Source organism: Actinacidiphila sp. bgisy144, from assembly GCF_057708105.1.
Window position 1 is genome coordinate 168,819 of the sequence record NZ_JBYIRM010000010.1, and the last position, 23,896, is coordinate 192,714.

The window sequence follows — 23,896 nt, forward strand, 5'->3', positions numbered from 1 at the left end:
GTCAGGCGCTGCGCGGGGCCGGTTCGAGGATGGCCACGCACTCCATGTGGTGGGTGAAGGGGAAGAGGTCGAAGGCGAGCAGGCGGAGCGGGCGGTAGCCCTCCTCGGCGAACCAGGCGAGGTCCCGCGCCAGGGCGGCCGGGTCGCAGGCGACGTAGGCGACGCGGCGGGCGCCGAGCGCCGCGATCTGCCGCACGGTGTCGTGGCCGGCCCCGGCCCGCGGGGGGTCGAGGACGACCAGGTCGGCCTCGGTGATGCCGGTACGGGGCAGCACCTGCTCGACCTTGCCCTGCTCGATCCTGACCCGCTCCAGGTCCTGGAGGTTGTGCCGGGCGTCCTCGACCGCGCGCTTGGCGGACTCCACGCCGAGCACCGCGCCGCGCTCGCCGACGCGTTCGGCCAGCGCACCGGCGAAGAGCCCGACCCCGCAGTACAGGTCGAGCGCCATGTCGCCCTTGCGCGGCATCAGCCCCTGCATCACCGCTTCCACCAGCACGTCGGCGGCCTTCGGGTGCACCTGCCAGAAGCCGCCGTCGCCGACCCGCCAGGTGCGGCCGGCGGCCCGCTCGCGGACGAAGGGGCGGCCGTGCACCCGGTGCACGGCGTGGTCGCGCTCGCCGATCCGCTGCACCGACACCGGCCGGTCGAGTTCGACGATCGGCAGCCGGCCGCCGGGCCGCGGCGTGAGCACCACCTGCCGGTCGTTCGAGCCGGTGGCGGCGATCGCCTCCACGGAGGCGATCTGCGGCCAGGTGCGGGCCTCGATGCCGAGTTCGCTGACGCCGGGCGCCGCGATCAGGCAGTGGTCGATCACCTCGACGTCGTGCGAGCGGTGGCGGCGCAGTCCGGCCCGGCCCTCGGGGTCGATCGCGTACTGCACGCGGGTGCGCCAGGCGGGCACCGGGGACGCGCCGGCGTCCAGCTCGGCCTGGCTCACCTTGTCCCCGGGCGCGGGCGCCACAGTGCCGTCCCAGCCCGCCTCCTGGGGGGTCAGCCCGGCCAGCCGGGCGAGCTGCTCGGTGAGCACCGCGGCCTTCAGCCGGCGCTGGGCGCCTGGCGTGGCGTGCTGCCAGTCGCAGCCGCCGCAGCGGCCCGGCCCGGAGAAGGGGCAGGGCGGCTCGACCCGGTCCTTGGCCGGCTGGAGCACGGTCACGGCGTCGGCGCGCAGGAAGCGGGCGTCGCGGTCGCCCTCGGTGACGCGGGCGACGACCCGCTCGCCGGGCAGCGTGTGCCGGACGAAGAGCACCTGCCCGGCCTCGGTACGGGCCACGCAGTGGCCGCCGTGCGCGACCGGCCCGACCTCGACCTCGAACTCGTGGCCGACCAGCGAGGGGACGGAATCGGTCTGCATGGCGGCGCTGCTCCTGGGGTGGACGGCGGGGCGGATCACGGGCCGGACGGCGACCGCCCAGTCTACGTGCGTGCGCGGCCGCGCCCGACCGCCAGCGCCCCGGTCCCCGGGGGCCGTGTTCCAGCCCCTCCGGCGGCCCTCCGAGCCGCTCGGAGCCCCTCCGAGCGGCTCCGGCCCGCCCTACGGCGCCCCGGCCCCCGGTGTCGTGTGCTCGCGCTGGTCGGAGCGCGGCGGTCCGACCGGCCCGCGGCGGATCGACCCGGGCGCGCTCCAGTCCGCCCGGCGGCGGGCCCGTACCCGGGCCGCCTCGGAGGAGTCCAGCTGCCAGGGCACCGAGGTGACCATCACACCGGGGCTGAACAGCAGCCGCCCCTTGAGCCGCAGCGCGCTCTGGTTGTGCAGCAGGTGCTCGTACCAGTGGCCGACGACGTACTCGGGGATGTACACGCTGACCACGTCGCGCGGGCTGTCGCGGCGCAGGCCCTTGACGTAGTCGATGATCGGCCGGGTGATCTCGCGGTAGGGCGAGTCGAGGATCTTCAGCGGCACGTCGATGCCGCGGCTCTGCCACTCGGCCTGGAGCGCCTTGGTGTCCTCCGGGTCGACGTTGATGCTCAGCGCCTCCAGGCTGTCGGAGCGCATCAGCTTGGCGTACGACAGGGCGCGCAGGGTGGGCTTGTGCAGCTTGGAGACCAGCACGATGGAGTGCACCCGGGAGGGGCGGACGTAGTCGTCGCCAGGCTCTTCCTCGGCGGCGATCTCCTCCGCGACGCGGGTGTAGTGGCGGCGGATGGCGGTCATGGTGGCGTAGAAGACCACCATGCCGAGCACCGCGACCCAGGCGCCGTGGGTGAACTTGGTCAGCAGCACGATCACCAGCACCAGGCCGGTGAGGAAGGCGCCGAAGGTGTTGATCGCGCGGGAGCGGTGCATGTGCCGCCGCTTGGCCGGGTCGGTCTCGGTGCGCAGGTGCCGGTTCCAGTGCCGGACCATGCCGGTCTGGCTGAGCGTGAAGGAGACGAACACGCCGACGATGTAGAGCTGGATCAGCCGGGTGGAGTTCGCACCGTAGATGTAGACCAGCACCGCGGCGAAGCCGGCCAGCAGCACGATGCCGTTGGAGAAGGCGAGCCGGTCGCCGCGGGTGTGCAGCTGCCGGGGCAGGTAGCGGTCCTGGGCGAGGATCGAGCCGAGCACCGGGAAGCCGTTGTAGGCGGTGTTCGCGGCCAGGAAGAGCACCAGCGCGGTGACCGCGGCCAGGAAGACGAAGGGGATCGAGTTGTGTCCGAAGACCGCCCCGGCGACCTGGGCGATCACCGGGTCCTGGGTGTAGCCGGTGCCGATCGGCTTGCCGTGGCTGAGCAGGTCGGTGGCCGGGTTCTCGGCCATCCGCACGTGGGTGTTCATCGCCAGCGCGATGATCCCGCAGAACATGGTGACCGCGAGCAGGCCCATGGCGGCCAGCGTGGTGGCGGCGTTCTTCGACTTGGGCTTGCGGAACGCCGGCACGCCGTTGCTGATCGCCTCCACGCCGGTGAGCGCGGCGCACCCGGAGGAGAAGGCGCGCAGCAGCAGGAAGATCAGCGCGAAGCCGCCGAGCCCCGGGGACTCGGCGTGGATCGTGTAGTGCGCGCTGGGCGCGCTCATGTCATGCCCGGTGGCGATCTTGACGATGCCCCACGCGATCATGCAGAACACGCCGAAGACGAACGCGTAGGTCGGGATGGCGAAGATCGAGCCGGACTCCCGCACCCCGCGCAGGTTCATCAGCATCAGCACCACGATCATGCCGACCGCGCCGAGCACCTTGTGCGTGACGAAGAACGGGACCGCGGAGCCGAGGTTCTCGATCCCGGAGGCGACCGACACCGCGACGGTGAGCACGTAGTCGACCATCAGCGCGCTGGCGACGGTCAGTCCCGCCTTCGGGCCCAGGTTGGTGGTGGCGACCTCGTAGTCGCCACCCCCGGAGGGGTAGGCGTGGACGTTCTGCCGGTAGGACGCGACCACCGTGAACATCAGTACGACCACCGCGACCGCGATCCACGGGCTGAAGTGGTAGGCGGAGACGCCGGCGATCGAGAGGACGAGGAGCACCTCGCCGGGCGCATAGGCGACCGAGGAGAGCGGGTCGGAGGCGAAGACGGGGAGCGCGAGCCGCTTGGGCAGCAGCGTCTCGCCCAGCCTGTCGCTGCGCAACGCCCGGCCGATCAGAATCCGTTTCGGCAGGTCGGTCAGTTTGGACACCCCGCGATGTTAAGGGATGTCCCCGGCCCCCGTGCCTCCGAGTGCCGCACCGAGTGTGAAGAACCTGCGTCCGGCGCCCGCACGGAACTTCTGCGGGCCCGCGGCCCTGTGTAGCTTTGGGCGCGGTCCGAGACTTCGAGGCACGGTCTGAGAGTCTTGGACCAAATTGTGTTGGCAGCCGGAAGGACGGTCGTGCACGTCGTGATTATGGGATGCGGGCGAGTGGGTTCCGCTCTCGCGCACTCCCTCGAACAGCATGGTCATACGGTCGCGGTGGTCGACCAGGACCCGACGGCTTTCCGCCGCCTGGGGTCCGGGTTCGGCGGGCGCCGGGTGACCGGAGTCGGGTTCGACCAGGACACGCTGCGCGAGGCCGGTATCGAGGAAGCGGGCGCCTTCGCGGCCGTGAGCAGCGGCGACAACTCCAACATCATCGCGGCCCGGGTGGCCCGCGAGATGTTCGGCATCGAGAACGTGGCGGCCCGGATCTACGACCCCAAGCGCGCCGAGGTCTACCAGCGCCTGGGCATCCCGACCGTCGCCACGGTGCGCTGGACCGCCGACCAGATGCTGCGCCGGCTGCTCCCGTCGGGCGCGGAGCCGCTGTGGCGCGACCCCAGCGGCGGGGTGCAGCTCGCCGAGGTGCACACCTCCACCGCGTGGATCGGCCACAAGGTGAGCCGGCTCCAGGAGGAGACCGGGGTCCGTGTGGCCTTCATCACGCGCCTCGGCGAGGCCATGCTGCCGACCTCCGAGACGGTGCTCCAGGAGGGCGACCTCGTGCACGTCATGATGCGCACCGACGGAGTGGCCGCGGTGGAGGCGGCGTTCGCCGCGGGACCCGAGGGAGAGCAGTCATGAGGGTCGCCATCGCGGGAGCCGGTGCGGTCGGCCGCTCCATCGCCGGGGAGCTGCTGGAGAACGGCCACGAAGTGCTGCTGGTCGACAAGAACCCGACGTCGATCTCCGTGGAGCGGGTGCCGCAAGCGGAGTGGCTGCTCGCCGACGCCTGCGAGATCACCTCGCTGGACGAGGCCGCGCTCCAGCGCTGCAACGTGGTGATCGCCGCCACCGGCGACGACAAGGTCAACCTGGTCGTCTCGCTGCTGGCCAAGACCGAGTACGGCGTGCCGCGGGTGGTCGCGCGCGTCAACAACCCCAAGAACGAGTGGCTGTTCAACGAGTCCTGGGGGGTGGATGTCGCCGTGTCCACGCCGCGCCTGATGTCGGCGCTGGTCGAGGAGGCGGTGAGCGTCGGCGACCTGGTCCGGCTGCTGCGATTCAGCCAGGGTGACGCGAACCTCGTGGAGTTGACGCTGCCGGAGGAGGCCGCGCTGGTCGGCACCCGGGTCGGTGACGTGGAGTGGCCGACCGACACCTCGCTGGTGACGATCATCCGCGGCAACCGGGTGCTCACCCCCGCCAGGGACGACGCCCTGGAGGCGGGCGACGAGCTGCTGTTCGTCGCCGCACCGCACCGCGAGGAGCAGCTGGAGGACCTGCTGTCGGTCCAGGACGCCGACAAGGAGTAGCGCCCGGCCCGAGGGGGCGCCGGGCGCGCGGTCAGGACGACGCGGACGCCTGGCGCTCCTTCTCGGCCTTCTCCGCCTTCTCGGCCGCCTCCATCTCCGCGATCACGTCGATCGGCGGCGGCGCCTTCACCAGGAAGATCCAGGTGAGGTAGACCGACAGCAGGAACGGCGGGATGCCCAGCGCCACCTTGACCCAGCCGAGCTGGGTGGCGTTGCCCCACCAGTACAGCGGGAAGAGGATCGCGGACTTCGCGAGCAGGATCAGCCCCCACGCCCAGCTCGCCTTGGTGTAGGCGCGCAGCCGGCCCGGGTTGCGGGTGCGCCAGGAGAGGTTCTCCTTGAAGATCGGCCCGAGGATCAGGCCGAGGAGCGGCACCTTGGCGGCGGCGGTGACGATGTAGGCGACGGCGAGGCCGAGCGTGTAGAGCATGCCCGGCAGGTAGAAGTTCTTCGCGTTGCCCGACATCATCGCGAAGACCGCGCCGAAGGCGACCCCGAACACCCCGCTGAAGGCGTGCTTGAGGGTGTCGCGCCGCAGCAGCCGGGCGGCGCCCATCACGACGGACAGCGCGAGCGAGGCGACGGCGGAGATCTTGATGTCGTGGTCGACCGTGTAGATCGCCACGAAGACCAGCCCGGGCACGGTGGTCTCCACCATGCCGCGCACGCCGCCGAACGCCTCGAAGAGCGCCGCCTCGGTGACCGCGCGGGCCGCCTCGTCGGTGCCCGGCGGCTGGTCGGCGCCCACCGTCTGGTCCGTGTTGTCGATCGACGTCACCTGGTTCACTCCTGTCCGACCGGACGCAGTTCGTACTTGGGGTTGAACAGCACCGGACGGCCCCGGTTCATCGAGATCCGTCCGGACGCGATGATCATGCGTCCGGGTTCTATGCCGACGATGCTGCGGCGCCCCAGCCACACCACGTCGAGTGCGGCCGAACCGTCGAACAGCTCGGCTTCCAGTGCGGGCACGCCGGCCCGGGGACGGAGCGTGACCGTACGCAGCGTACCGGTCACCGACACGATCTGCCGGTCCGAGCAGTCGGAGATCCGCGTGCAGCCGACCTCGAGGGCCTGCTGCCGCAGTTCCTCGGAGTGCAGTTCCTCCTGCGAGGAGGACAGCCGGTCGAGCATGCGGCGAAAGCGGCCCGCGGGCCGATCGGGACGGATGCCACCACTCATGCCGCCAAGGGTACCGGGATGTCCGCGCGGGACCAGAGCCCGGAACCCGCCTGCGTACGGCCGGGGCCGGGGCCGGGCACCGCGGCTACGGCTTCCCCGTCCCCGCGCCCGGGGCGGCGTCCGTGCCCTCGTCGGCATCCGCGCCCGGGGCGGTCTCCTGACCGGCGTCGACGATCCGCCCGTCGCGCAGTTCCAGCACCCGGTCGGCCAGCGCCAGCAGCTGCGTGTCGTGCGTGGCGACCAGCGCGGTCACGCCCTCGCTGCGGACCACCGCGCGCAGCAGCTCCATCACCGCGAGCCCGGTGTCCGCGTCGAGCTGGCCGGTGGGTTCGTCGGCGATCAGCAGCACCGGGCGGTTGGCGAGGGCGCGGGCGATCGCCACGCGCTGCTGCTGGCCGCCGGACAGCTCCCCCGGCCGCTGCGCGGCGTGCTCGGCCAGCCCCACCAGGCCCAGCAGCAGCGCGACCCGCTCCTCGCGCTCGCGGGCCGGGGTCCTGCGCAGCCGCATCGGCACCCCGACGTTCTCGGCCGCGGTCAGGATCGGGATCAGCCCGAAGGACTGGAAGACGAAGCCGATCCGGTCGCGGCGCAGCGCCAACAGCTCGTCGTCGCCGAGCCCGGCCAGGTCCGTGCCGTCGACGGTGATCCGCCCGCCGTCGGGGGTGTCCAGGCCGCCGACCAGGTTGAGGATCGTGGTCTTGCCGGACCCGGAACGGCCCTTGAGCGCGACCAGTTCACCGCGCGGCACCCGGAAGGACACCCCGCGCAGCGCCGCCACCGCGGTGTCGCCCGAGCCGTAGGTGCGGCGCAGGTCCTCGACGACGACCATGTCGCCGTCGGCCGCCGCCGGCTCCGCCACGGCGACGGCGGACCCCGTCGCGGCTGCTGCCGCCCGGTCGCGGTCGGTGGACTGCTCGCTCATCGGTGCTCCTCCCCCGGTGCCGGCCCGCCCCCTGGTCGCGCCGCGCCACGCTGTGCCGGCAGCCCCCGGCCGCCGCGTATCCCGTACCGTACGCTGCGGTCGGGCCGAATCCAGCCGGGCGGCCGATAACGATCCCGAAGGGTCCGCGGAAACGACGCACCCGGCTGCCGTACGCGACGGCGGCCGGGTGCGCGGGGCTGAGCGCGGCGGTTCAGTGCAGCTCGGTGATCTCCGGACCGCGCCGCATCGGGTCGATGCCGTCGCCGAACTTCGACGGCTCGCCCTGCTCGGCCGCGGCGCCGTCGGGCACCATCTGCGCGTCGTTGGGGAGTTTGAGCACGATCGGGTCGCGGGGCGCCATCGGGGCCTCGCCGCGCAGCACGACGGTGTCGCGGAAGACCGACTCCAGCACGCCCGCCGCGGCCGGCTGCACCGCGCCCTGGCCGGAGATGACACCGCGCAGGAACCAGCGCGGGCCGTCGCAGCCGACGAAGCGCACGAGCTGCACCCCGTTGGTGCCGTCGGGCAGCTGGACCGGCACCTGCGCGCGCAGCTCCCAGCCGAGCGGACCTTCGACCTCGTCGACGACGCCGCCCTGCTGGGTGATGCCCGAGGCGATCTCCTCGCGCACCTCGCCCCAGATGCCCTCGGACTTCGGGGCGGCGAACGCCTGGAGCTGGACGGCGCTGTCGCGCAGGACCACGGTCGCGGCGACGATGGACTCGCCGGCCACCTCGACCCGCAGTTCCATGCCCTCGACGCCGGGCACGAACAGGCCGCCGAGGTCGACCCGGCCCTCGCCGGGCTCCTGGACCTCGCTGATGTCCCAGGGGCCGTCGGGCCGCGGGGCGGGCGGGAGGTTGTACCCGGGCGACTCCTCGGAGTCGTCCGGCTCCGCGGCGTCCTCGGCCGAGTCCTCCGGGCCCTCGGCCTCGTCGAGCTCGTCGATGGCGTCTTCGCGCTCCTTGCGACGACGGAACACGGTCACTGTCCTTCCCGGTCGCTGCCGACCGATGCGTATCCGTTGCTGGACGTGCCCGCCGACGGTGTCTGCACCGCGGCGTGACCCCCCGTGGAGCCGAAGCCCCCCGCGGCCCTGGCAGATCCCGGCAGTTCCGCGACCTCGTGGAAGCGGACCCGTTCGACCTGCTGGACGACCAGTTGGGCGATCCGGTCGCCCGGCTGGAACCTGACGGTCTCGCGCGGGTCGAGATTGACCACGATCACCTTGATCTCCCCACGGTACCCGGCATCGACCGTTCCCGGGGCATTCACCATCGCGACCCCGCAGCGCGCGGCGAGGCCCGAGCGGGGGTGGACGAAGGCCGCGTAGCCGTCCGGCAGTGCGAGGGAGATGCCGGTGGGCAGCACCGCCCGCTCGCCGGGCGCGAGTTCGGCGGCCTCGGTGGTGATCAGGTCGGCGCCGGCGTCTCCGGGGTGCGCGTAGGCGGGGACTGGCACCGACGGGTCGAGCCGGCGCAGCAGCACGTCGACGGGCGGCTTGCTCATGGGTTCACCTCGAAGGCGCGGGCGACCTTGACCTGGTCGGGGTCGGACAGTGCGGCCTGGATCTCGTCGGGGCGGCCGTTGCTGGTGAAGTGGTCGATCTTGACCTCGACGAAGAGCGCGTCGGCGCGGACGGCGACCGGGCCGTCGGGCCCGCCGATCCGGCCGACGGCACTGCTGTAGATCTTGCGGCCGTCCACCGCGGTGCAGCGCGCGGACAGGTGCAGCGTCGCGCCGACCGGGACCGGCCGGACGAAGTCCGACTCCAGCCGCCCGGTCACCGCGATGACCCGGAGTATCCAGCTCAGCGAGCCGAGCGTCTCGTCCAGCGCGGTGGCGAGCACCCCGCCGTGCGCGAGGCCGGGCGCGCCCTGGTGGGCGGGCTGGACGGTGAACTCCGCGGTGACGCTGACGCCTTCGCCGGCCCTGGCCGCCAGGTGCAGCCCGTACGGCTGGCTCTCACCGCAGCCGAAGCAGTGCTCGTAGTGCGCGCCGAGCAGTTCGCCGGGCGCGGGCGCCTCGGGGTGGCGTACGGGCGCGACGGCGCCGGGGGGCGGCACCAGACTCGATCGGCCCGGGTTGGGGGGTGTTGTGGCTGCACTCACGCCGCAGACCTTATCGCGCGAAGGTGTGAGCGCCCCCGGTTCGCGGCGACCCCGCCTCGCCCGTACCCGGGCCCGCGTCCGCGGGCGGGCGTGGGACGCTTGTGCCATGTCCGTTTCGCAGCCTTACGACGAACGCCTCACTGTGCCGCGCTCCTGGTGGTTCATGGCCGTCGGCGCCGGGGTCGGCCTGGCGCTGGTGTTCTTCCCCTTCGGTGTGCTCGCGATGCTCGGCGGGTTGGTGGTGGGCGGCGCGCTGGCGATGATGACGGTCAGCTCGTACGGGTCCGCGCGCATCCGCGTGGTGGCCGGGTCGCTGGTCGCCGGCAAGGCCCGCATCCCGCTGGAGGCGCTGGGCGACGCGCTGGTGCTCGACCCGGCGGAGGCGGTGGCCTGGCGGTCGTACAAGGCGGACCCGCGGGCGTTCATGCTGCTGCGGTCGTACGTGCCGACGGCGGTGAAGGTCGAGGTGACCGATCCGGCGGACCCGACGCCGTACGTCTACTTGTCGACGCGTTCGCCGAAGCGGCTCGCGGAGGCGCTGAACAGCCTCAGGACGGCCGGGCGGGCGGTCTAGGCGAGCGGGGCTCGCGGGCGGGCGCCGAGGGGCTCACAGGGCCCTGTGGCGCGCTCGCCGGGGGCGGTCTAGCCGCCGGTGCCGGTGGGCGCGGGGGCGTCCGTGAGCGGCGGCCACGGAAGCTGGTGCGCGCGCAGGTCCTTGCGGACCCGGTGGGCGAGTTTGCGGGTGTCGCGCCGGTTCATCACCGCGCCGACGGCGGCACCGATCATGAACGGGGTCAGGGCGGGCATGTGCCGCAGGCTGCGGCGCATCAGCCGCTGGCGCATCTCGCGCTTCATGCCGCTGCCGAGGGCCACGTTGAGGGTCGAGGGCCGCAGCGCGTCGATACCGCGCTGCTCGGTCCACGACCATAGGTACGCGGTGGCCCGCTGGCGGACGGTGCCGGGCGCGCGCAGGCCGTAGACCTCGTGCAGCTCGGCGATGAGCTTGTACTCCACGGCGGCCACGCCCAGGGTCTCGGTGGCCAGTTCGGTCGGCATGGCGGGCGGCACCGGCAGCATGGCGGCAGCGCCCACACCGGCGCCCACCGTCATGGTGCCCTTCACCGCGGCCGCGATCAGCCGGTCGGCGATCTCGTCCGGGCCCAGCCCGGGGAACTGGGCGCGCAGGGTGGCCAGTTCGCGCACCGGGATGCGCGGAGCGGTCTCGATGAGCCGCTCGGCGACCGACGTCATCCCGGCCCTGGCCAGCCGGCCGCTCGCGCGTGCTCCACCGCCGACGCCCCGTGTGACCCCGCGGGCGGTCGCGGCCGCGAGCGAGGCCGCACGGCCCCGCTCGACGTTCCCTCTCTTCTCCTCCGGTGTGCCGGTCACGGCGCCGACCGGTCAGGCCGCGCAGTCGCGGCAGATGGGGTTGCCGTTCTTCTCCGCGGCGAGCTGGCTCCGGTGGTGCACCAGGAAGCAGCTCATGCAGGTGAACTCGTCGGCCTGCCGGGGCAGCACGCGGACCGACAGCTCCTCGTTGGAGAGGTCGGCGCCGGGCAGCTCCAGGGACTCGGCCTGGTCGAACTCGTCGACGTCGACCGCGGAGGTCGACTTCTCGTTCCGCCGGGCCTTCAGCTCCTCGATGCTGTCCTCATTGACGTCATCGTCGGTCTTGCGTGGGGTGTCGTAATCCGTAGCCATTTCGCTCTCCCCCTGTGGGTGTCTGTGGTGTCTCCAGCGCACGTAACGCGCGGGAGGCCGGACTTGTGCCCGACCCGAGGCGGAGATTTTGCCTCACATCAAGGCTCGTTACTCAATCGACACCCAATGACGCCCCCGAAGAGGTGATCACCGAGGTGGCCGATCATGGTCCGCGGCGGCCTGAAAGCCCTCCGCCAGGGATGCCTCTCCGTGTACTTCCCGTGATCATGACCTGCGGAAACATGGAATTTGCCGCCGTTTCTCCCAGATCTGTGCTCACCGAGCGTACACACTGTAAGAGATCCGTGTGCAATCGATCACAGGTGCGGCACGGCCGCGCCAGAAGTGTCGATTACTCGCAAAGCGAACAGCATCCCGGCCGGCCCGGCGTGGCGCTGCCCGCCCGGGCGTGACGCGCTTCACAGCTCACATCGGGATCGCGACCCGCATGACCAGGCCGCCTCCCTCACGCGGCTCGGCGGCGATCACCCCGCCGTGGGCTCTGGCGACCGAGCGGACGATGGACAGCCCCAGCCCGACGCCCTTGTCGCTGCCCGTGCGCTCGGTGCGCAGCCGGCGGAAGGGCTCGAACATGTTGTCCACCTCGTACGCGGGCACCACCGGTCCGGTGTTCGCCACCACCAGCAGCGCCTGGCCGTGCTCCGCGCTGGTGGTCACATCGACCCAGCCGCCCTCGGGCACGTTGTAGCGCACGGCGTTCTGCACCAGGTTCAGCGCGATCCGCTCCAGCAGCACGCCGTTGCCCTGCACGACCGCGGGAGCCAGCGACTCGCGCAGCGCCACGCCCTTGTCCGCGGCCTCCCCGCGGCTTTGCTCCAGCGCTCTGGAGGCCGCCTCGGCCAGGTCGACGGGCTTGCGGTCCACGATCTCGTTCTCGCTGCGGGCCAGCAGCAGCAGTCCCTCGACCAGCTGCTCGCTGCGCTCGTTGGTGGCCAGCAGCGTCTTGCCCAGCTGCTGGAGGTCCGGCGAGGCGTTCGGGTCGGCGAGCTGCACCTCCAGCAGGGTGCGGTTGATCGCCAGCGGGGTGCGCAGCTCGTGCGAGGCGTTGGCGACGAAGCGGCGCTGGGCGGTGAAGGAGCGCTCCAGCCGGTCCAGCATGCCGTCGAAGGTGTCGGCCAGCTCCTTCAGCTCGTCGTCCGGGCCGTCCAGCTCGATGCGGCGCTTGAGGTCGGAGCCGACCACGCCGCGCGCGGTGCGGGTGATCCGGCCGAGCGGCGCCAGCACCCGGCCGGCCATCACGTAGCCGAAGGCGAAGGCGACCACGGCCAGGCCGATCAGGGCCAGCAGCGACCGCTTGAGCAGGGTGCCCAGCGCCTCGTCGCGCTGGTGCTGCATACAGGCGTTGATCGCGTTGATCACCTGGTCGTTGGTGGTCTGCGGGGTGACCTGCACGCAGCTGCCCGCGACCGAGCGGATCTGGATGCCGGCGATCTCGAACGGCAGCTCGGCGCCCTTGTGGATCGCCTGCGCCGCCAGCAGGTAGATGATCCACAGCAGCACGACGCCGGCGATCAGGAACATCCCCCCGTACAGCACGGTGAGGCGTATCCGGATCGTGGGCCGCAGCCAGGGCGGCCGGTTCTCGGCGGGCGCGGGGTCCCAGGTCGGGCGCGGCGGCGCGGACGGCCGGGTCGGCGTCGGCCCCACGGGGCCCGGGGAGGAGGGGTGGGCCATGGCGGATCAGATCCGGTAGCCGGAGCCGGGCACCGTGACGATCACCGGCGGCTCGCCGAGCTTGCGGCGCAGGGTCATCACGGTCACCCGCACCACGTTGGTGAACGGGTCGGTGTTCTCGTCCCACGCCTTCTCCAGCAGCTGCTCGGCGGAGACCACCGAGCCCTCGCTGCGCATCAGGACCTCCAGGACGGCGAACTCCTTGGGCGCGAGGTGGACCTCCCTGCCGTCGCGGAACGCCTCCCGGCGGTTGGGGTCCAGCCGGATGCCGGAGCGCTCCAGCACCGGCGGCAGGGCCGTGGTGGTCCGCCGCCCGAGCGCGCGCACCCGGGCGGTCAGCTCGGTGAAGGCGAACGGCTTGGGCAGGTAGTCGTCGGCGCCCAGCTCCAGGCCCTCGACCCGGTCGCTCACATCGCCCGCCGCGGTGAGCATGAGCACCCGGGTCGGCATGCCGAGGCCGACGATCTGGCGGCACACCTCGTCACCGTGCACCACCGGCAGGTCGCGGTCGAGCACCACCACGTCGTAGTCGTTGACGCCGATCCGCTCCAGGGCGGCACCGCCGTCGTAGACCACGTCGACGGCCATGGCTTCGCGCCGCAGGCCGGTGGCAACCGCATCGGCGAGCAGTTGCTCGTCCTCGACGACCAGTACGCGCAAGGCGCTGTCCTTCCGTGAGCTGTGGGAATCTTCATCCATCCTGCACCGGGCCCCCGTAAATCGGCGGTAAGGGGGAGGGCCCGCGGGCCCGAGGGGTGGGACGCCGCGGACCGGTGGACGGGACGCCGCGAAGGGGTGGAAATTCGTTTCCGCGGGTGAGGTTTCCGGGGCCGGCGGGGTGGGGAGGACGGCTTTACACCCACCCACCACGCCTTGCCCCGCGCTTCCCGCGCGAGGGCGACGGGCTTGACACTCGCGTGTCAACGGAGACGACGAGGGGGCGCACCATGGACGCGTTCACGAATGGCATCCTCCAGCGCATACACAGCACGGAGTCCGATCTGCGCCGGGCCCGGGAGACGGGCGACGACTTCCTCGCCGAGGTCGAGCAGGGTGAGCTGGACGACCTGCGCCGCCTGGCCGCCGAGCACGGGGTGGACGTACGGCCCAAGGTCGCCTGAACCTCCGGCTCCCCAAGCCGCACGCCCCGGCCGCCAGGAAGGCGCCGGGGCGTTCGCATGCCCGGCCGGACCCGCCGCGCTCGGCGAACGGGGACGGCGAAGGGCCCGCTCAGGGGCGTACCAGGGGGTCTGTACGCCCGTGTGCGGGCCCGCCGCCCGGTCCGGGTGGATCTAGTCGTGCCAGGCGCCCAGCTCGTCCAGGCGGCGCTGGAGCGGCTCGAAGAGCCCGGGCGGTGCGGCCACGGCCAGCTCCCCGGACGGCGGCTCGCCCGGCCGCCCGCCGGTCAGCGCCCCGGCCTCCCGGGCGAAGAGGTCGCCGGCCGCCAGGTCCCAGGGGTTCAGGCCCCGCTCGTAGTACGCGTCCAGGCGGCCGCAGCCGACGTCCGCGAGGTCGATGGCCGCCGAACCGGCCCGGCGGATGTCGCGGACCTGCGGCAGCAGCCCCTTGATCACCTCGGCCATCGCGACCCGGCGCTCGCGCAGGTAGCTGAAGCCGGTGGCGACGAGCGCGTGCTCGAAGTCCGGCGCAGGGCGGCAGTGCGCCCGCACCCCGGCCACGTACGCGCCGCCGCCGCGCACCGCCTGGTACGTCTCGCGGCGCATCGGCGCCTCCACGACGCCCACGACGGTCTGCCCGTCGCGCTCCGCGGCGATGCTCACCGACCAGGAGGGCAGGCCGTAGAGGTAGTTCACGGTGCCGTCGAGCGGGTCGATCACCCAGCGCACCCCGCTGGTGCCCGGGCTGCTCGCGCCCTCCTCGCCCAGGAAGCCGTCGTCGGGGCGCAGCCGCCCGATGTACGCGGTGATCAGCTTCTCGGCGGCGATGTCCATCTCGGTCACGACGTCGATCGGGCTGGACTTGGTGGCGGCCACGCCCAGGTCCGCGGGGCGGCCGTCCCGTAGCAGCGCGCCGGCCCTGCGGGCCGCCTCCAGCGCGATCGCCAGCAGTTCGGCGTCCTCACCGGTGGCGGCGGGACCGGCGGCGGGCGCGTCCTGCTCCGCCGCGCCGTTGGCAGATGTGCTCATTCCGGTCTCCTCAGTCGGTTCCTGCGGCGGCGGGCCGGCTCGGCCGGCCCCGGTCGGCGGCCGGGCAGCAGCCCGCGGGGCACACGTCGTGGCTCGGGCCCAGCCGCCCGAGCGCGCAGCGGACCGGCGCCAGGCCCCGCTCGGTCGCCGCGCGCTCCAGCACCAGCTCGCGCACCGCGGCGGCGAAGCGCGGGTCGGCGCCCACGGTGGCGGCGCGGCTGACCGGCAGCCCGAGCTCGGCTGCCTTGGCCGCGGCCTCGGTGTCGAGGTCGTACTTGACTTCCATGTGGTCCGAGACGAAGCCGATCGGCACCATGACCACCGCGGGCGCGCCGTCGGCGTGCTCGCTCTCCAGGTGGTCGCAGATGTCCGGCTCCAGCCACGGGATGTGCGGGGCGCCGGAGCGCGACTGGTAGACCAGCTGCCAGTCGCGGTCGGCGCCGGTGGCCTGCCGGACGCGGTCGGCGACCAGCCGGGCCGTCTCCAGGTGCTGCGCGACGTACGCGCCGCCGTCGCCGTGGGCGGCGACCGGTCCGGAGGTGTCGGCCGCGGCGGTGGGGATGGAGTGCGTGGTGAAGGCCAGGCGCGCGCGGTCGCGGACGTCGGCGGGCAGCGCGGCGAGCGCGGCGAGGGTGTTGTCGACCATCGGCTCCACGAAGCCCGGGTGGTTGAAGTAGTGCCGCAGCTTGTCCACCCGCAGCGCCGGGCGGCCCTCCTCGGCGAGGACGGCCAGCGAGGCGGCGAGGTTCTCCCGGTACTGGCGGCAGCCGGAGTACGACGCGTAGGCGCTGGTGGCCAGCACCAGCACCCGGCGGTGCCCGGCGTCGGCGATCTCGCGCAGCGCGTCGGTCAGATAGGGCGCCCAGTTCCGGTTGCCCCAGTAGACGGGCAGGTCGACGCCCTGGTCGGAGAACTCCTTGCGGAGCGCGGCCAGCAGCTCGCGGTTCTGCTCGTTGATCGGGCTGACCCCGCCGAACAGGAAGTAGTGCTTGCCGACCTCCTTCAACCGCTCGCGCGGGATGCCGCGCCCCCGGGTGACGTTCTCCAGGAACGGCACCACGTCGTCCGGGCCCTCCGGCCCGCCGAAGGAGAGCAGCAGCAGAGCGTCGTAGGGGCCGGTGTCCGGTCCGTTCGGCGCCGCGGGTCGGTCCGGCGCGGCGTTCGGGTCACGCTGATCAGGCATGCCTCCGATCCTGCCACCTCGCCCCGCCCCGCCCGGCGCCCGGGCTCCGCGGAACTCCTCCGAACTCCTCAGACACTCCGCAGAAAAACGACTTGCCGCGCTCCGTAAGCTGTACTCGCCAGCTCTGTTCCTTACGCGGGACCCCCTACCGTCCTGCCTGTCCCGACGGCGACGACGCCGGGGAGCGCCACGTGACCAGCCCCTACCGCGCGATCTACCGGACCCCGGGCGCCATGGCGTTCAGTGTGGCCGGGCTGGTCGGCCGGATGCCCCTGTCGATGCTCGGCATCGGCATCGTGACGATGGTCTCCCAGGTGACCGGGCGGTACGGCCTGGCCGGCGCGCTGTCGGCCACCCTGGCGCTGTCCGGCGCCGTGACCGGGCCGCGCATCTCCCGGCTGGTCGACCGCCACGGGCAGCGGAGGGTGCTGCGCCCGGTCTGCGCGGTGACGGTGGTGTCGGTGGCCGGGCTGCTGGCCTGCACCTGGGCGGGCGCACCGGACTGGGCGTACTTCGTGTGCGTGCTGGGCGCCGGGACCACCCCGAGCACCGGCGCGATGGTGCGGGCCCGCTGGTCGGAGCTGCTGCGCGACACCCCGGAGCAGCTGCACACCGCGTACTCGGTCGAGGCGGTCGTCGACGAGATCGTCTTCATCGTCGGCCCGATCCTGTCGGTGGGCCTGAGCACCGGCTGGTTCGCCGAGGCCGGGCCGCTGCTGGCGGCGGTGTTCCTGGCCGCGGGGGTGCTGGCGCTGACCGCGCTGCGCGGCACCGAGCCGGTGCCGCACCCCGACGCGCACCGGGCGGGCGGCTCAGTGCTGGCCGCGCCGGGGCTCGCAGTGCTGGTCGGGGTCTTCGTCGGCACCGGCGCGATGTTCGGCGCGGTGGAGGTGGTCACCGTCGCGTTCGCCGACGAGCGCGGCCACAAGGCGCTGGCGAGCGTGGTGCTGGCCACCTACGCGCTCGGTTCGTGCGTCGCGGGGCTGGTGTTCGGGCTGAGCCGGCCGCGCGGGACCGTCGCCGGCCGGTTCCGGGCGGGCATCGCGCTGATGGCGGTGAGTATGATCCCGCCACTACTGGTCGGGAGTCTCCACTTCCTGGCCTTGGCGCTGTTCGTCTCCGGCCTGACCATCGCCCCCACGATGGTGAACGCGATGGGCCTGGTCGAACAGCTGGTACCCCGGGGGCGGTTGACCGAGGGCATCACGTGGACCAGCACGGGTCTCGCGGTCGGCGTCGCCGCGGGCGCCGCGCTCGCCGGTCGGGTGATCGACACGCACGGTGCCTCGGCCGCCTACTGGGTGAGCACCTCCGCCGCGGTCTTCGCGGCGGCGGTGGCGTTCCTCGGCTACCGCCGGCTGCGGCCGGCACCGGATCGGGAGGAGCACGACCACGATGGGCCGGACCGCAAGCGCACTGAGGACCAGCGACGGCAAAACGGCGCCCGCGAGGGCGAGGGAGTGGCGTAACTGGGCGGGCAACGTCCGCGCGCGCCCCGGGCGGGTCGCCGCGCCCGCCTCCGTCGACGAACTCGCCGCGGCCGTGCGGAAGGCCGCCGCCGACGGGCTGCGGGTGAAGGCGGTCGGCTCCGGCCACTCCTTCACCGCGGCCGCGGCCACCGACGGGCTGCTGGTGCGGCCCGAAGGCCTGACCGCGATCCGGTCGATCGACGCCGCGGCCGGCACCGTGACGGTGGAGTCGGGGGTGCAGTTGCGGCAGCTCAACGCGGCGCTGGCCGGCGCCGGGCTGTCGCTGCGGAACATGGGCGACATCATGGCGCAGACGGTGGCCGGCGCCACCAGCACCGGCACCCACGGCACCGGCCGCGACTCCGGCTCGATCGCCGCGCAGCTGACCGCGCTGGAACTGGTCACCGCCGACGGGTCGGTGCTGCACTGCTCGGCCGGCCAGCACCCGGAGGTCTTCGCCGCCGCCCGGGTCGGGCTGGGCGCGCTCGGCGTGGTCAGCGCCCTCACCTTCGCCGTCGAGCCGCTGTTCCTCCTCACCGCCCGCGAGGAGCCGATGACCTTCGACCGGGTCACCGCGGACTTCGACCGGCTCGTCGCGGAGAACGAGCACTTCGAGTTCTACTGGTTCCCGCACACCGAGGGCTGCACCACCAAGCGCAACAACCGCACCGCCGGCCCGGCCGCCCCGGTGCCCGCGCTGCGCGGCTGGATCGACGACGAACTGCTGTCCAACGGCGTGTTCCAGGCCGCCTGCGCGCTGGGGCGGGTCGCCCCCGCGGCGATCCCCGGGATCGCGAGGCTCTCCAGCCGCGCGCTGTCCGCCCGGACGTACACCGACATCCCCTACAAGGTCTTCACCAGCCCGCGCCGGGTGCGGTTCGTGGAGATGGAGTACGCGGTGCCACGCGAGGCCGCGGTGCCGGTGCTGCGGGAGTTGAAGGCCATGGTGGAGCGCTCGGACCTGCGCGTCAGCTTCCCGGTGGAGGTGCGGGTGGCGCCGGCCGACGACATCGCGCTGTCCACCGCGTCCGGCCGGGACAGCGCCTATGTCGCGGTGCACATGTACCGCGGCAGCCGCTACCAGGAGTACTTCACCGCGGTCGAGCGGATCATGGTCGCGGCCGGCGGTCGGCCGCACTGGGGCAAGATGCACACCCGGGACGCGGCGTACCTGCGCGCGGCCTACCCGCGGTTCGACGAGTTCACCGCGCTGCGCGACCGGCTCGACCCGGAGGGGGTCTTCGACAACGACTACCTGCGCCGGGTGCTGGGGCCCCGTACGTGACGGGTGACGACGACTTCGCTCCGTACGTCCCCTTTTGGGTGATGAACGACGCGCTCCCGTGTGAGACGGGTCACCCAACTCCCGCTCCCCGCACGACATTCGCTGGCGCGGCAGCCGCCCCGCGGTGGCCCGAATGGAGTACCGTGACGAATCCTGGCTGCCGGTGCCCGGCCGGCGCCCAGGACGCGTGGCGGGGAGTCGGGAGCACTCGTCCCGGGGTGCCATCATTGGTCACACACGGTGGCCAACTGACCACCGTCCCATGACGGCGTGTCACCATCTCGTCCCGACACGCCGGATAACTCGGCAAGGTTGTGGCACGCTGCACCCGGGCAGGCCACACTCGTTCAACGGGAGCAGCGACGCACGTGACGTCGGCAGGCACCACCCGGGAGGTAACCGTGCCCGAACTGCGGGTCGTGGCCGTCAGCAACGACGGCACCCGACTGGTGCTCAAAGCTGCCGACAGCACGGAGTACACCCTCCCGATCGACGAGCGGCTGCGCGCCGCCGTGCGCAACGACCGCGCGCGGCTCGGGCAGATCGAGATCGAGGTCGAGAGCCATCTGCGGCCGCGGGACATCCAGGCCCGGATACGAGCCGGCGCTTCGGCCGAGGAGGTCGCCCAGCTCGGCGGCATCCCGGTGGAGCGGGTGCGGCGGTTCGAGGGGCCGGTGCTGGCGGAGCGGGCCTTCATGGCCGAGCGCGCCAGGAAGACCCCGGTCCGCCGCCAGGGCGAGACCACCGGGCCGCAGTTGGGCGAGGCGGTCGCCGAACGCCTGCTGCTGCGCGGCGCGGAGAAGGACACCGTGCTGTGGGACTCCTGGCGCCGCGACGACGGCACCTGGGAGGTCCTGCTCGTCTACCAGGTCGCCGGCGAACCGCACTCGGCGTGCTGGACGTACGACCCGCCGCGCCGCCTGGTGCAGGCGGTCGACGACGAGGCACGGGCGCTGATCGGCGAGACCGCGCAGACCCAGGGCCAGGAGCCGAGCTTCCCGTTCGTGCCCCGGATCGCCCGGCTGCCCAGGGACCGCCCGCTGGACCGCCCCGGCCAGGAACGGCCCGAGCGGCCCGAGCGGCCCGAACGCGACCGGCAGGACCGCGAGGCGCGCGCCGAGGAGCAGCCGGAGGAGCGCGACTCGCTCACCAGCCTGCTCGAAGCGGTGCCGAGCTTCCGCGGCGACATGGTGGTGCCGGCTCCCCCGGTGCCGCCGGACGCCGCTCCGGCGGTGGAGGTGCCGCAGGAGGAGTCGGAGGAGGCCGCTCCGGCGGCCAGCGCCGGCGCGGGGTCGGCGTATGCGGACGTGCTGATGCCGCGCGCCGTGGCGGGCCACCGGGACCGCCTCAAGGGCACCACCGACCGCCAGGCCGAGGCGGACGGTGTCCGGCCGGGCCGGCGCGCCACGGTGCCGAGTTGGGACGAGATCGTCTTCGGCAGCCGCCGCAAGAAGCAGGAGTAGACCGGCTCCTTGCGGGGAATCGGGACACCAGACCGGGAGCCGACGGCCGTAAGGGGCAGCCACCATGGTGGCTGCCCCTTACGCGTACGGTCCCGGCGCGTATGCGCGGCTCAGCCCGGCTGGTCGCCCGTGGCCACCGGGCGGGACGGGTCGGCGCCCCACTCGCTCCAGGAGCCGACGTACAGCGCCGCGGGGACGCCCGCCACGGCCAGCGCGAGGATCTCGTGCGCGGCGGAGACGCCCGAGCCGCAGTAGACGCCCACCTCCGCGCCGGGGGTCGCGCCCAGGGCGCGGAAGCGCGCCGCGAGTTCGGCCGCGGTGCGGAAGCGGCCGTCCTCGGTGACGTTCTGCGTCGTGGGGGCGCTCACCGCGCCCGGGATGTGGCCGGCGACGGGGTCGATCGGCTCGCTCTCGCCGCGGTACCGCTCCCCCGCCCGGGCGTCCAGCAGCAGCCCGCGGCGGGCGAGTTCGGCGGCGCCGGCCGCGTCGAGCACCGGCAGCGCGCCGGGCCGCGGCACGAAGTCCCCGTCGCCCGGCGGCGGTTCCTCGGTGCTCAGCGGCAGCCCCGCCGCCTTCCACGCCGCCAGCCCGCCGTCCAGCACCCGCACCCGCTCGTGGCCCGCCCAGCGCAGCAGCCACCACGCGCGGGCCGGCCCCCAGCCGTTCCAGTCGTCGTAGAGCACCACGTCGGTGTCCGCGCCGACGCCCGCCGCGCGCATCGCCGCGCCGAGCACCTCGACGTCCGGCAGCGGGTGGCGGCCGCGCGGGCCGGGCGCCGCGGCGAGGGCGGCGTCCAGGTCGACGTAGCGGGCGCCGGGGATGTGGCCGGCCGCGTACTCGCCGTGCCCGGGCGGCCCGCCCATCCGGTAGCGGACGTCGAGCACGGCGGTGGCGGCGGGCGCCGCGGCCAGTTCTGCCGCGGTGATGATGGGTTCCATGCCCCCATTGTGGGCGGCGGCCGGGGCCGGCGCCGCGGTCCGGGCGCGGCAGCCCGGCGGTTCAGCCCGGGTGGTTGACCGGCAGCACGTCCGGCGAGAGCGTGCCTGCCGCGGCCGACGCGCTCGTCATCCGGCGCCGGTGGTGGCGGCGGCAGAGCACTTCGTAGCCGACCTCGGCGGCGCGGTCCACGTCGCCGATCACCACCTGGGCGCCCTCGACCACCATGACGCCGCCGATCGTGCGCGCGTTGTGGGTGGCGCGGGCTCCGCACCAGCACAGCGCCTCCACCTGGAGCGTCTCTATCCGGTCGGCCAGTTCCATCAGCCGCCGCGAACCGGGGAAGAGCCGGGTGCGGAAGTCGGTGGTGATGCCGAACGCGTAGACGTCCAGGTCGAGTTCGTCCACCACCCGGGCCAGCTGGTCGATCTGCTCCGGCGCGAGGAACTGCGCCTCGTCGACGACCGCGTAGTCCACCCGGCCGCCGCGGCTGATCACCCCGACCAGGTGGCTGTACAGGTCCATGCCGTCGGCCACCTCCACCGCGTCGGTGACCAGGCCGAGCCGGGAGGAGAGCTTGCCCTGTCCGGCGCGGTCGTCCCGGGTGAAGATCACCGCCTGGAGGCCGCGGGCGGTGCGGTTGTGGACGATCTGCAACGCGAGGGTGCTCTTGCCGCAGTCCATCGTTCCGGAGAAGAAGACCAGCTCGGACATGGGAGGGACGACGGCCTTTCGGTGCGGCGGAGGGGGCGGACGGGACGCGGCGGCAAGGACGGTCAGGGCACGGACGGGCGGTCAGAGCACGGGCGGGCAGGGCTCAGGCGGGCAGGACACGGACGGCGGCGCGGCGGACGCCCTCAGGAGCGTACTTCGAGCAGCGGCACCAGCTGCTCGACGGGGGCCATGGAGCCGTGCAGGCCCACCATCTTCGACTCCCCGGGTTCGCCGCGGCCCGCCACGATCGCGATGTCGTCGCGCGCCACGGCCACCACGTCCCCGATCCGGCCCAGCACCCGCGGCTCGCACTGCGGCCCGAACCAGCCCGCGGCCACCGCCTCCGCGCGGCCGGCCACCCACATCCGGTCGCCGAGCACCTCGCGCCACACCGCGAGCACATCGGCCGCGGCGCCGGGCACCGCGTACACGTGCCGGGCCCGGCCCTCGCCGCCCAGCACCGCGACCCCCGCGCGCAGCTCCCAGTCCTCGTCGAAGTCGATCCTGGACTCCTCGTCGAACGGGATGTCGATCATGCCGTGGTCGGCGGTGACGTACAGGGCGCTGCGCGGCGGCAGTTTCTCGGCCAGGCGCTGCGCCAGCCGGTCGACCATGGCCAACTGCCCGCGCCAGGCGTCGGAGTCGACGCCGTAGCGGTGGCCCATGCCGTCCAGTTCGCTGTAGTACGTGTAGACCAGCGCGCGGTCGGCGGCGGCGAGCCGGTCGGCGGCCAGGTCCATCCGCTCCTCGCCGGACAGCCGCCCGTGGAAGGTGCCGCCGGACAGCGCGACCTTCGTCAGCGGGGTCTGCGCGAAGGCCGGCGAGGAGACCTGGCAGGTGGCGATGCCGGCCGCGTCGGCGAGCCGGAAGACGGTCGGGTGCGGCTGCCAGGCGCCCGGCGCGGTCCACGGCTGCCAGCGCAGCTGGTTCATCAGCTCGCCGGTGGCGGGGTTGAGCGCGGTGTACCCGGCCAGGCCGTGTGCGCCCGGCGGCAGGCCGGTGCCGACGGAGGCGAGCGAGGTGGCGGTGGTGGACGGGAAGCCGGCGGTGAGCGGGCGGCCGCTGCCGCCGAGCGAGGTGCCCAGCAGCGAGGTGAGGTAGGGCGCCTCGTCGGGGTGGCGCAGGATCAGCTCCCAGCCGAGCCCGTCCACCAGGAACACGCAGACCCGGTCGGCCGGTTCGAGGACCAGTCCGGTGGCCGGCATGCCGGGGACGCCGAACCCGGCGACCGCGGCGGGGATCACGTCGCACAGCGCGGCGGTGCCGTAGGCGGGGACCGGGGCGGTGCGCGGGTCGAGCGGCTCGGGGTCGTGGGTGTCGGGCGGTGCTCCGGCCATCAGTCCGTGGCCGCTGTCGCCTCGGAGAGGGCCTGCGCGAAGGCAAGGGCCTGCCGCACGGTGTCGGGGCCGTCCCCGGCCTCGCTCACCCGCAGCGAGAGGTCGTCCACGGTGGAGGAACCGGTGTAGCCGTGGTCGGCCTCGCAGTTGGGGTCGCCGCAGGCGGCCGGCTCCAGGTCGATCCGGGAGACGGCGCCCCAGCCGATGGTGAGCACCACCTCGCGCGGCAGGGTGCCCGGCTGGCCGGGGGTGCCGGGCGTGTAGGACTCGGGGTTGGCCACCACCCGGCTGACCACCACCGAGGAGATCCGGCCGATCTTCACCGATTCGGTGGAGGTGGTCGCGTACGGGCTCGGCGAGGTGTCGTCGGCGGCCTGCTCGTCGGTGTGGCTGACGATGAAGCGGCTGCCGGTGAGCACCAGCACCGTCACGTGCCGCCGCACCTCATTGGCGTCGAAGGTGGTCTCCTGGTGGACCAGGTACGACGTGACCGGCTCGCGCCCCACGGCCGCCTCTACGGCCTCGGCCACCAGGGCCGGGTAGTAGCCGCTGCGCTCGATGGCCGTGCGCAGTCCCTGCGTCGTCGTACCGGTCTTCGCCATGCCGTCCATCCTATGCGCG

24 protein-coding genes and 1 pseudogene are annotated in these 23,896 nt (G+C 73.5%); 7 read left to right on the plus strand and 18 right to left on the minus strand.

Features of this window, described 5'->3' with window-relative positions; translation table 11 throughout:
- Window position 1: 1 nt before the first annotated feature.
- Window positions 2-1,351, minus strand: a complete 1,350-nt coding sequence (locus tag AC3EVP_RS14545) for a class I SAM-dependent RNA methyltransferase (RefSeq protein ID WP_435130139.1) — start codon at window positions 1,349-1,351, stop codon at window positions 2-4.
- A gap of 180 nt (window positions 1,352-1,531) precedes the next feature.
- A complete protein-coding gene (locus AC3EVP_RS14550) occupies window positions 1,532-3,598 on the minus strand; it encodes an APC family permease (RefSeq protein WP_335979026.1) in 2,067 nt (688 codons plus the stop codon).
- Between the two features lie 192 nt (window positions 3,599-3,790).
- Here AC3EVP_RS14550 and AC3EVP_RS14555 point away from each other — a divergent pair, with 192 nt between their 5' ends.
- Complete coding sequence (locus AC3EVP_RS14555; RefSeq protein ID WP_335979024.1) at window positions 3,791-4,459, plus strand: potassium channel family protein; 669 nt, start codon at window positions 3,791-3,793, stop codon at window positions 4,457-4,459.
- Entirely contained in the window at window positions 4,456-5,130 is a 675-nt protein-coding gene (locus AC3EVP_RS14560; RefSeq protein ID WP_335979022.1) for a potassium channel family protein, read from the plus strand. Before AC3EVP_RS14555 ends, AC3EVP_RS14560 begins: the two co-directional genes overlap by 4 nt.
- Before the next feature lie 31 nt (window positions 5,131-5,161).
- On the opposite strand, the gene AC3EVP_RS14565 is transcribed toward AC3EVP_RS14560, so the two are convergent.
- The 6 genes and pseudogenes from AC3EVP_RS14565 to AC3EVP_RS14590 all read right to left on the minus strand — a co-directional run bounded on the left by AC3EVP_RS14565 (window position 5,162) and on the right by AC3EVP_RS14590 (window position 9,345).
- Window positions 5,162-5,908: a DUF3159 domain-containing protein gene (locus AC3EVP_RS14565; RefSeq protein WP_435130144.1), complete on the minus strand. Its 747-nt coding sequence runs from the start codon at window positions 5,906-5,908 to the stop codon at window positions 5,162-5,164.
- Window positions 5,909-5,913: 5 nt separating this feature from the next.
- Window positions 5,914-6,312 carry an OB-fold nucleic acid binding domain-containing protein gene (locus AC3EVP_RS14570; RefSeq protein WP_335979021.1) on the minus strand — a complete coding sequence of 133 codons (399 nt, stop codon included), beginning with the start codon at window positions 6,310-6,312 and terminating at the stop codon, window positions 5,914-5,916.
- 166 nt (window positions 6,313-6,478) lie between these two features.
- Window positions 6,479-7,234 (minus strand): annotated as a pseudogene (locus AC3EVP_RS14575) (ABC transporter ATP-binding protein); the annotation flags it as partial.
- Between the two features lie 211 nt (window positions 7,235-7,445).
- Window positions 7,446-8,216, minus strand: a complete 771-nt coding sequence (locus AC3EVP_RS14580; protein WP_335979019.1) for a DUF3710 domain-containing protein — start codon at window positions 8,214-8,216, stop codon at window positions 7,446-7,448.
- 2 nt (window positions 8,217-8,218) lie between these two features.
- On the minus strand, window positions 8,219-8,743 hold the full coding sequence (dut, locus tag AC3EVP_RS14585; RefSeq protein ID WP_335979016.1) for a dUTP diphosphatase: 525 nt from the start codon (window positions 8,741-8,743) through the stop codon (window positions 8,219-8,221).
- A complete protein-coding gene (locus tag AC3EVP_RS14590) occupies window positions 8,740-9,345 on the minus strand; it encodes a PaaI family thioesterase (protein WP_335979014.1) in 606 nt (201 codons plus the stop codon). Before AC3EVP_RS14590 ends, dut begins: the two co-directional genes overlap by 4 nt.
- A gap of 106 nt (window positions 9,346-9,451) precedes the next feature.
- On the opposite strand from AC3EVP_RS14590, the gene AC3EVP_RS14595 reads away from it, so the two are divergent.
- Window positions 9,452-9,919 carry a DUF3093 domain-containing protein gene (locus tag AC3EVP_RS14595; RefSeq protein ID WP_335979011.1) on the plus strand — a complete coding sequence of 156 codons (468 nt, stop codon included), beginning with the start codon at window positions 9,452-9,454 and terminating at the stop codon, window positions 9,917-9,919.
- Between the two features lie 68 nt (window positions 9,920-9,987).
- On the opposite strand, the gene AC3EVP_RS14600 is transcribed toward AC3EVP_RS14595, so the two are convergent.
- From AC3EVP_RS14600 to AC3EVP_RS14615, 4 genes are all read right to left on the minus strand, one after another.
- Entirely contained in the window at window positions 9,988-10,734 is a 747-nt protein-coding gene (locus AC3EVP_RS14600; protein ID WP_335979009.1) for a hypothetical protein, read from the minus strand.
- Window positions 10,735-10,746: 12 nt separating this feature from the next.
- Window positions 10,747-11,046, minus strand: a complete 300-nt coding sequence (locus tag AC3EVP_RS14605; protein ID WP_103884889.1) for a DUF4193 domain-containing protein — start codon at window positions 11,044-11,046, stop codon at window positions 10,747-10,749.
- A gap of 426 nt (window positions 11,047-11,472) precedes the next feature.
- Complete coding sequence (locus tag AC3EVP_RS14610) at window positions 11,473-12,741, minus strand: sensor histidine kinase (protein ID WP_435130151.1); 1,269 nt, start codon at window positions 12,739-12,741, stop codon at window positions 11,473-11,475.
- Between the two features lie 6 nt (window positions 12,742-12,747).
- Window positions 12,748-13,401 (minus strand): response regulator transcription factor, encoded by a 654-nt coding sequence (locus tag AC3EVP_RS14615; protein WP_335979003.1) that lies wholly within the window; start codon window positions 13,399-13,401, stop codon window positions 12,748-12,750.
- 287 nt (window positions 13,402-13,688) lie between these two features.
- Here AC3EVP_RS14615 and AC3EVP_RS14620 point away from each other — a divergent pair, with 287 nt between their 5' ends.
- The gene (locus AC3EVP_RS14620; protein ID WP_335979001.1) at window positions 13,689-13,862 is read left to right on the plus strand and encodes a hypothetical protein; all 174 of its coding nucleotides are present in this window, start codon (window positions 13,689-13,691) and stop codon (window positions 13,860-13,862) included.
- Between the two features lie 171 nt (window positions 13,863-14,033).
- Here the strand turns inward: AC3EVP_RS14620 and AC3EVP_RS14625 are convergent, their stop codons facing one another.
- Both AC3EVP_RS14625 and AC3EVP_RS14630 read right to left on the minus strand, forming a co-directional pair.
- Window positions 14,034-14,888: an inositol monophosphatase family protein gene (locus AC3EVP_RS14625; protein ID WP_335978999.1), complete on the minus strand. Its 855-nt coding sequence runs from the start codon at window positions 14,886-14,888 to the stop codon at window positions 14,034-14,036.
- A 10-nt stretch (window positions 14,889-14,898) separates the two neighbouring features.
- On the minus strand, window positions 14,899-16,071 hold the full coding sequence (locus AC3EVP_RS14630; RefSeq protein ID WP_435130156.1) for a ferrochelatase: 1,173 nt from the start codon (window positions 16,069-16,071) through the stop codon (window positions 14,899-14,901).
- Between the two features lie 92 nt (window positions 16,072-16,163).
- Between AC3EVP_RS14630 and AC3EVP_RS14635 the strand changes: the two genes are divergently transcribed.
- The 3 genes from AC3EVP_RS14635 to sepH all read left to right on the plus strand — a co-directional run bounded on the left by AC3EVP_RS14635 (window position 16,164) and on the right by sepH (window position 20,288).
- Window positions 16,164-17,540 (plus strand): MFS transporter, encoded by a 1,377-nt coding sequence (locus tag AC3EVP_RS14635; protein ID WP_435130159.1) that lies wholly within the window; start codon window positions 16,164-16,166, stop codon window positions 17,538-17,540.
- On the plus strand, window positions 17,467-18,825 hold the full coding sequence (locus AC3EVP_RS14640; RefSeq protein WP_435130162.1) for a D-arabinono-1,4-lactone oxidase: 1,359 nt from the start codon (window positions 17,467-17,469) through the stop codon (window positions 18,823-18,825). Before AC3EVP_RS14635 ends, AC3EVP_RS14640 begins: the two co-directional genes overlap by 74 nt.
- Before the next feature lie 368 nt (window positions 18,826-19,193).
- Window positions 19,194-20,288, plus strand: a complete 1,095-nt coding sequence (gene sepH / locus AC3EVP_RS14645; RefSeq protein ID WP_435130165.1) for a septation protein SepH — start codon at window positions 19,194-19,196, stop codon at window positions 20,286-20,288.
- 110 nt (window positions 20,289-20,398) lie between these two features.
- Here the strand turns inward: sepH and AC3EVP_RS14650 are convergent, their stop codons facing one another.
- The 4 genes from AC3EVP_RS14650 to AC3EVP_RS14665 all read right to left on the minus strand — a co-directional run bounded on the left by AC3EVP_RS14650 (window position 20,399) and on the right by AC3EVP_RS14665 (window position 23,877).
- Window positions 20,399-21,226 (minus strand): sulfurtransferase, encoded by an 828-nt coding sequence (locus AC3EVP_RS14650; protein WP_435130168.1) that lies wholly within the window; start codon window positions 21,224-21,226, stop codon window positions 20,399-20,401.
- Window positions 21,227-21,287: 61 nt separating this feature from the next.
- Window positions 21,288-21,938: a thymidine kinase gene (locus AC3EVP_RS14655; RefSeq protein WP_435130171.1), complete on the minus strand. Its 651-nt coding sequence runs from the start codon at window positions 21,936-21,938 to the stop codon at window positions 21,288-21,290.
- 143 nt (window positions 21,939-22,081) lie between these two features.
- A complete protein-coding gene (locus AC3EVP_RS14660; protein WP_435130174.1) occupies window positions 22,082-23,275 on the minus strand; it encodes an alkaline phosphatase family protein in 1,194 nt (397 codons plus the stop codon).
- Window positions 23,275-23,877 carry a DUF5998 family protein gene (locus AC3EVP_RS14665; protein ID WP_335978983.1) on the minus strand — a complete coding sequence of 201 codons (603 nt, stop codon included), beginning with the start codon at window positions 23,875-23,877 and terminating at the stop codon, window positions 23,275-23,277. The genes AC3EVP_RS14660 and AC3EVP_RS14665 overlap by 1 nt, the downstream gene beginning before the upstream one ends.
- Between the last annotated feature and the right edge of the window lie 19 nt (window positions 23,878-23,896).

Excerpts from the sequence above, each read along its gene's own strand:
- AC3EVP_RS14665 (WP_335978983.1), bottom strand. The coding sequence starts at position 23,877 with ATGGCGAAGACCGGTACGACGACGCAGGGACTGCGCACGGCCATCGAG.
- AC3EVP_RS14560 (WP_335979022.1), top strand. The coding sequence starts at position 4,456 with ATGAGGGTCGCCATCGCGGGAGCCGGTGCGGTCGGCCGCTCCATCGCC.
- AC3EVP_RS14630 (WP_435130156.1), bottom strand. The coding sequence starts at position 16,071 with ATGCCTGATCAGCGTGACCCGAACGCCGCGCCGGACCGACCCGCGGCG.
- AC3EVP_RS14660 (WP_435130174.1), bottom strand. The coding sequence starts at position 23,275 with ATGGCCGGAGCACCGCCCGACACCCACGACCCCGAGCCGCTCGACCCG.
- AC3EVP_RS14655 (WP_435130171.1), bottom strand. The coding sequence starts at position 21,938 with ATGTCCGAGCTGGTCTTCTTCTCCGGAACGATGGACTGCGGCAAGAGC.
- AC3EVP_RS14545 (WP_435130139.1), bottom strand. The coding sequence starts at position 1,351 with ATGCAGACCGATTCCGTCCCCTCGCTGGTCGGCCACGAGTTCGAGGTC.
- dut (WP_335979016.1), bottom strand. The coding sequence starts at position 8,743 with ATGAGCAAGCCGCCCGTCGACGTGCTGCTGCGCCGGCTCGACCCGTCG.
- AC3EVP_RS14610 (WP_435130151.1), bottom strand. The coding sequence starts at position 12,741 with ATGGCCCACCCCTCCTCCCCGGGCCCCGTGGGGCCGACGCCGACCCGG.
- AC3EVP_RS14640 (WP_435130162.1), top strand. The coding sequence starts at position 17,467 with ATGGGCCGGACCGCAAGCGCACTGAGGACCAGCGACGGCAAAACGGCG.
- AC3EVP_RS14625 (WP_335978999.1), bottom strand. The coding sequence starts at position 14,888 with ATGAGCACATCTGCCAACGGCGCGGCGGAGCAGGACGCGCCCGCCGCC.
- AC3EVP_RS14650 (WP_435130168.1), bottom strand. The coding sequence starts at position 21,226 with ATGGAACCCATCATCACCGCGGCAGAACTGGCCGCGGCGCCCGCCGCC.
- AC3EVP_RS14620 (WP_335979001.1), top strand. The coding sequence starts at position 13,689 with ATGGACGCGTTCACGAATGGCATCCTCCAGCGCATACACAGCACGGAG.
- AC3EVP_RS14605 (WP_103884889.1), bottom strand. The coding sequence starts at position 11,046 with ATGGCTACGGATTACGACACCCCACGCAAGACCGACGATGACGTCAAT.
- AC3EVP_RS14570 (WP_335979021.1), bottom strand. The coding sequence starts at position 6,312 with ATGAGTGGTGGCATCCGTCCCGATCGGCCCGCGGGCCGCTTTCGCCGC.
- AC3EVP_RS14595 (WP_335979011.1), top strand. The coding sequence starts at position 9,452 with ATGTCCGTTTCGCAGCCTTACGACGAACGCCTCACTGTGCCGCGCTCC.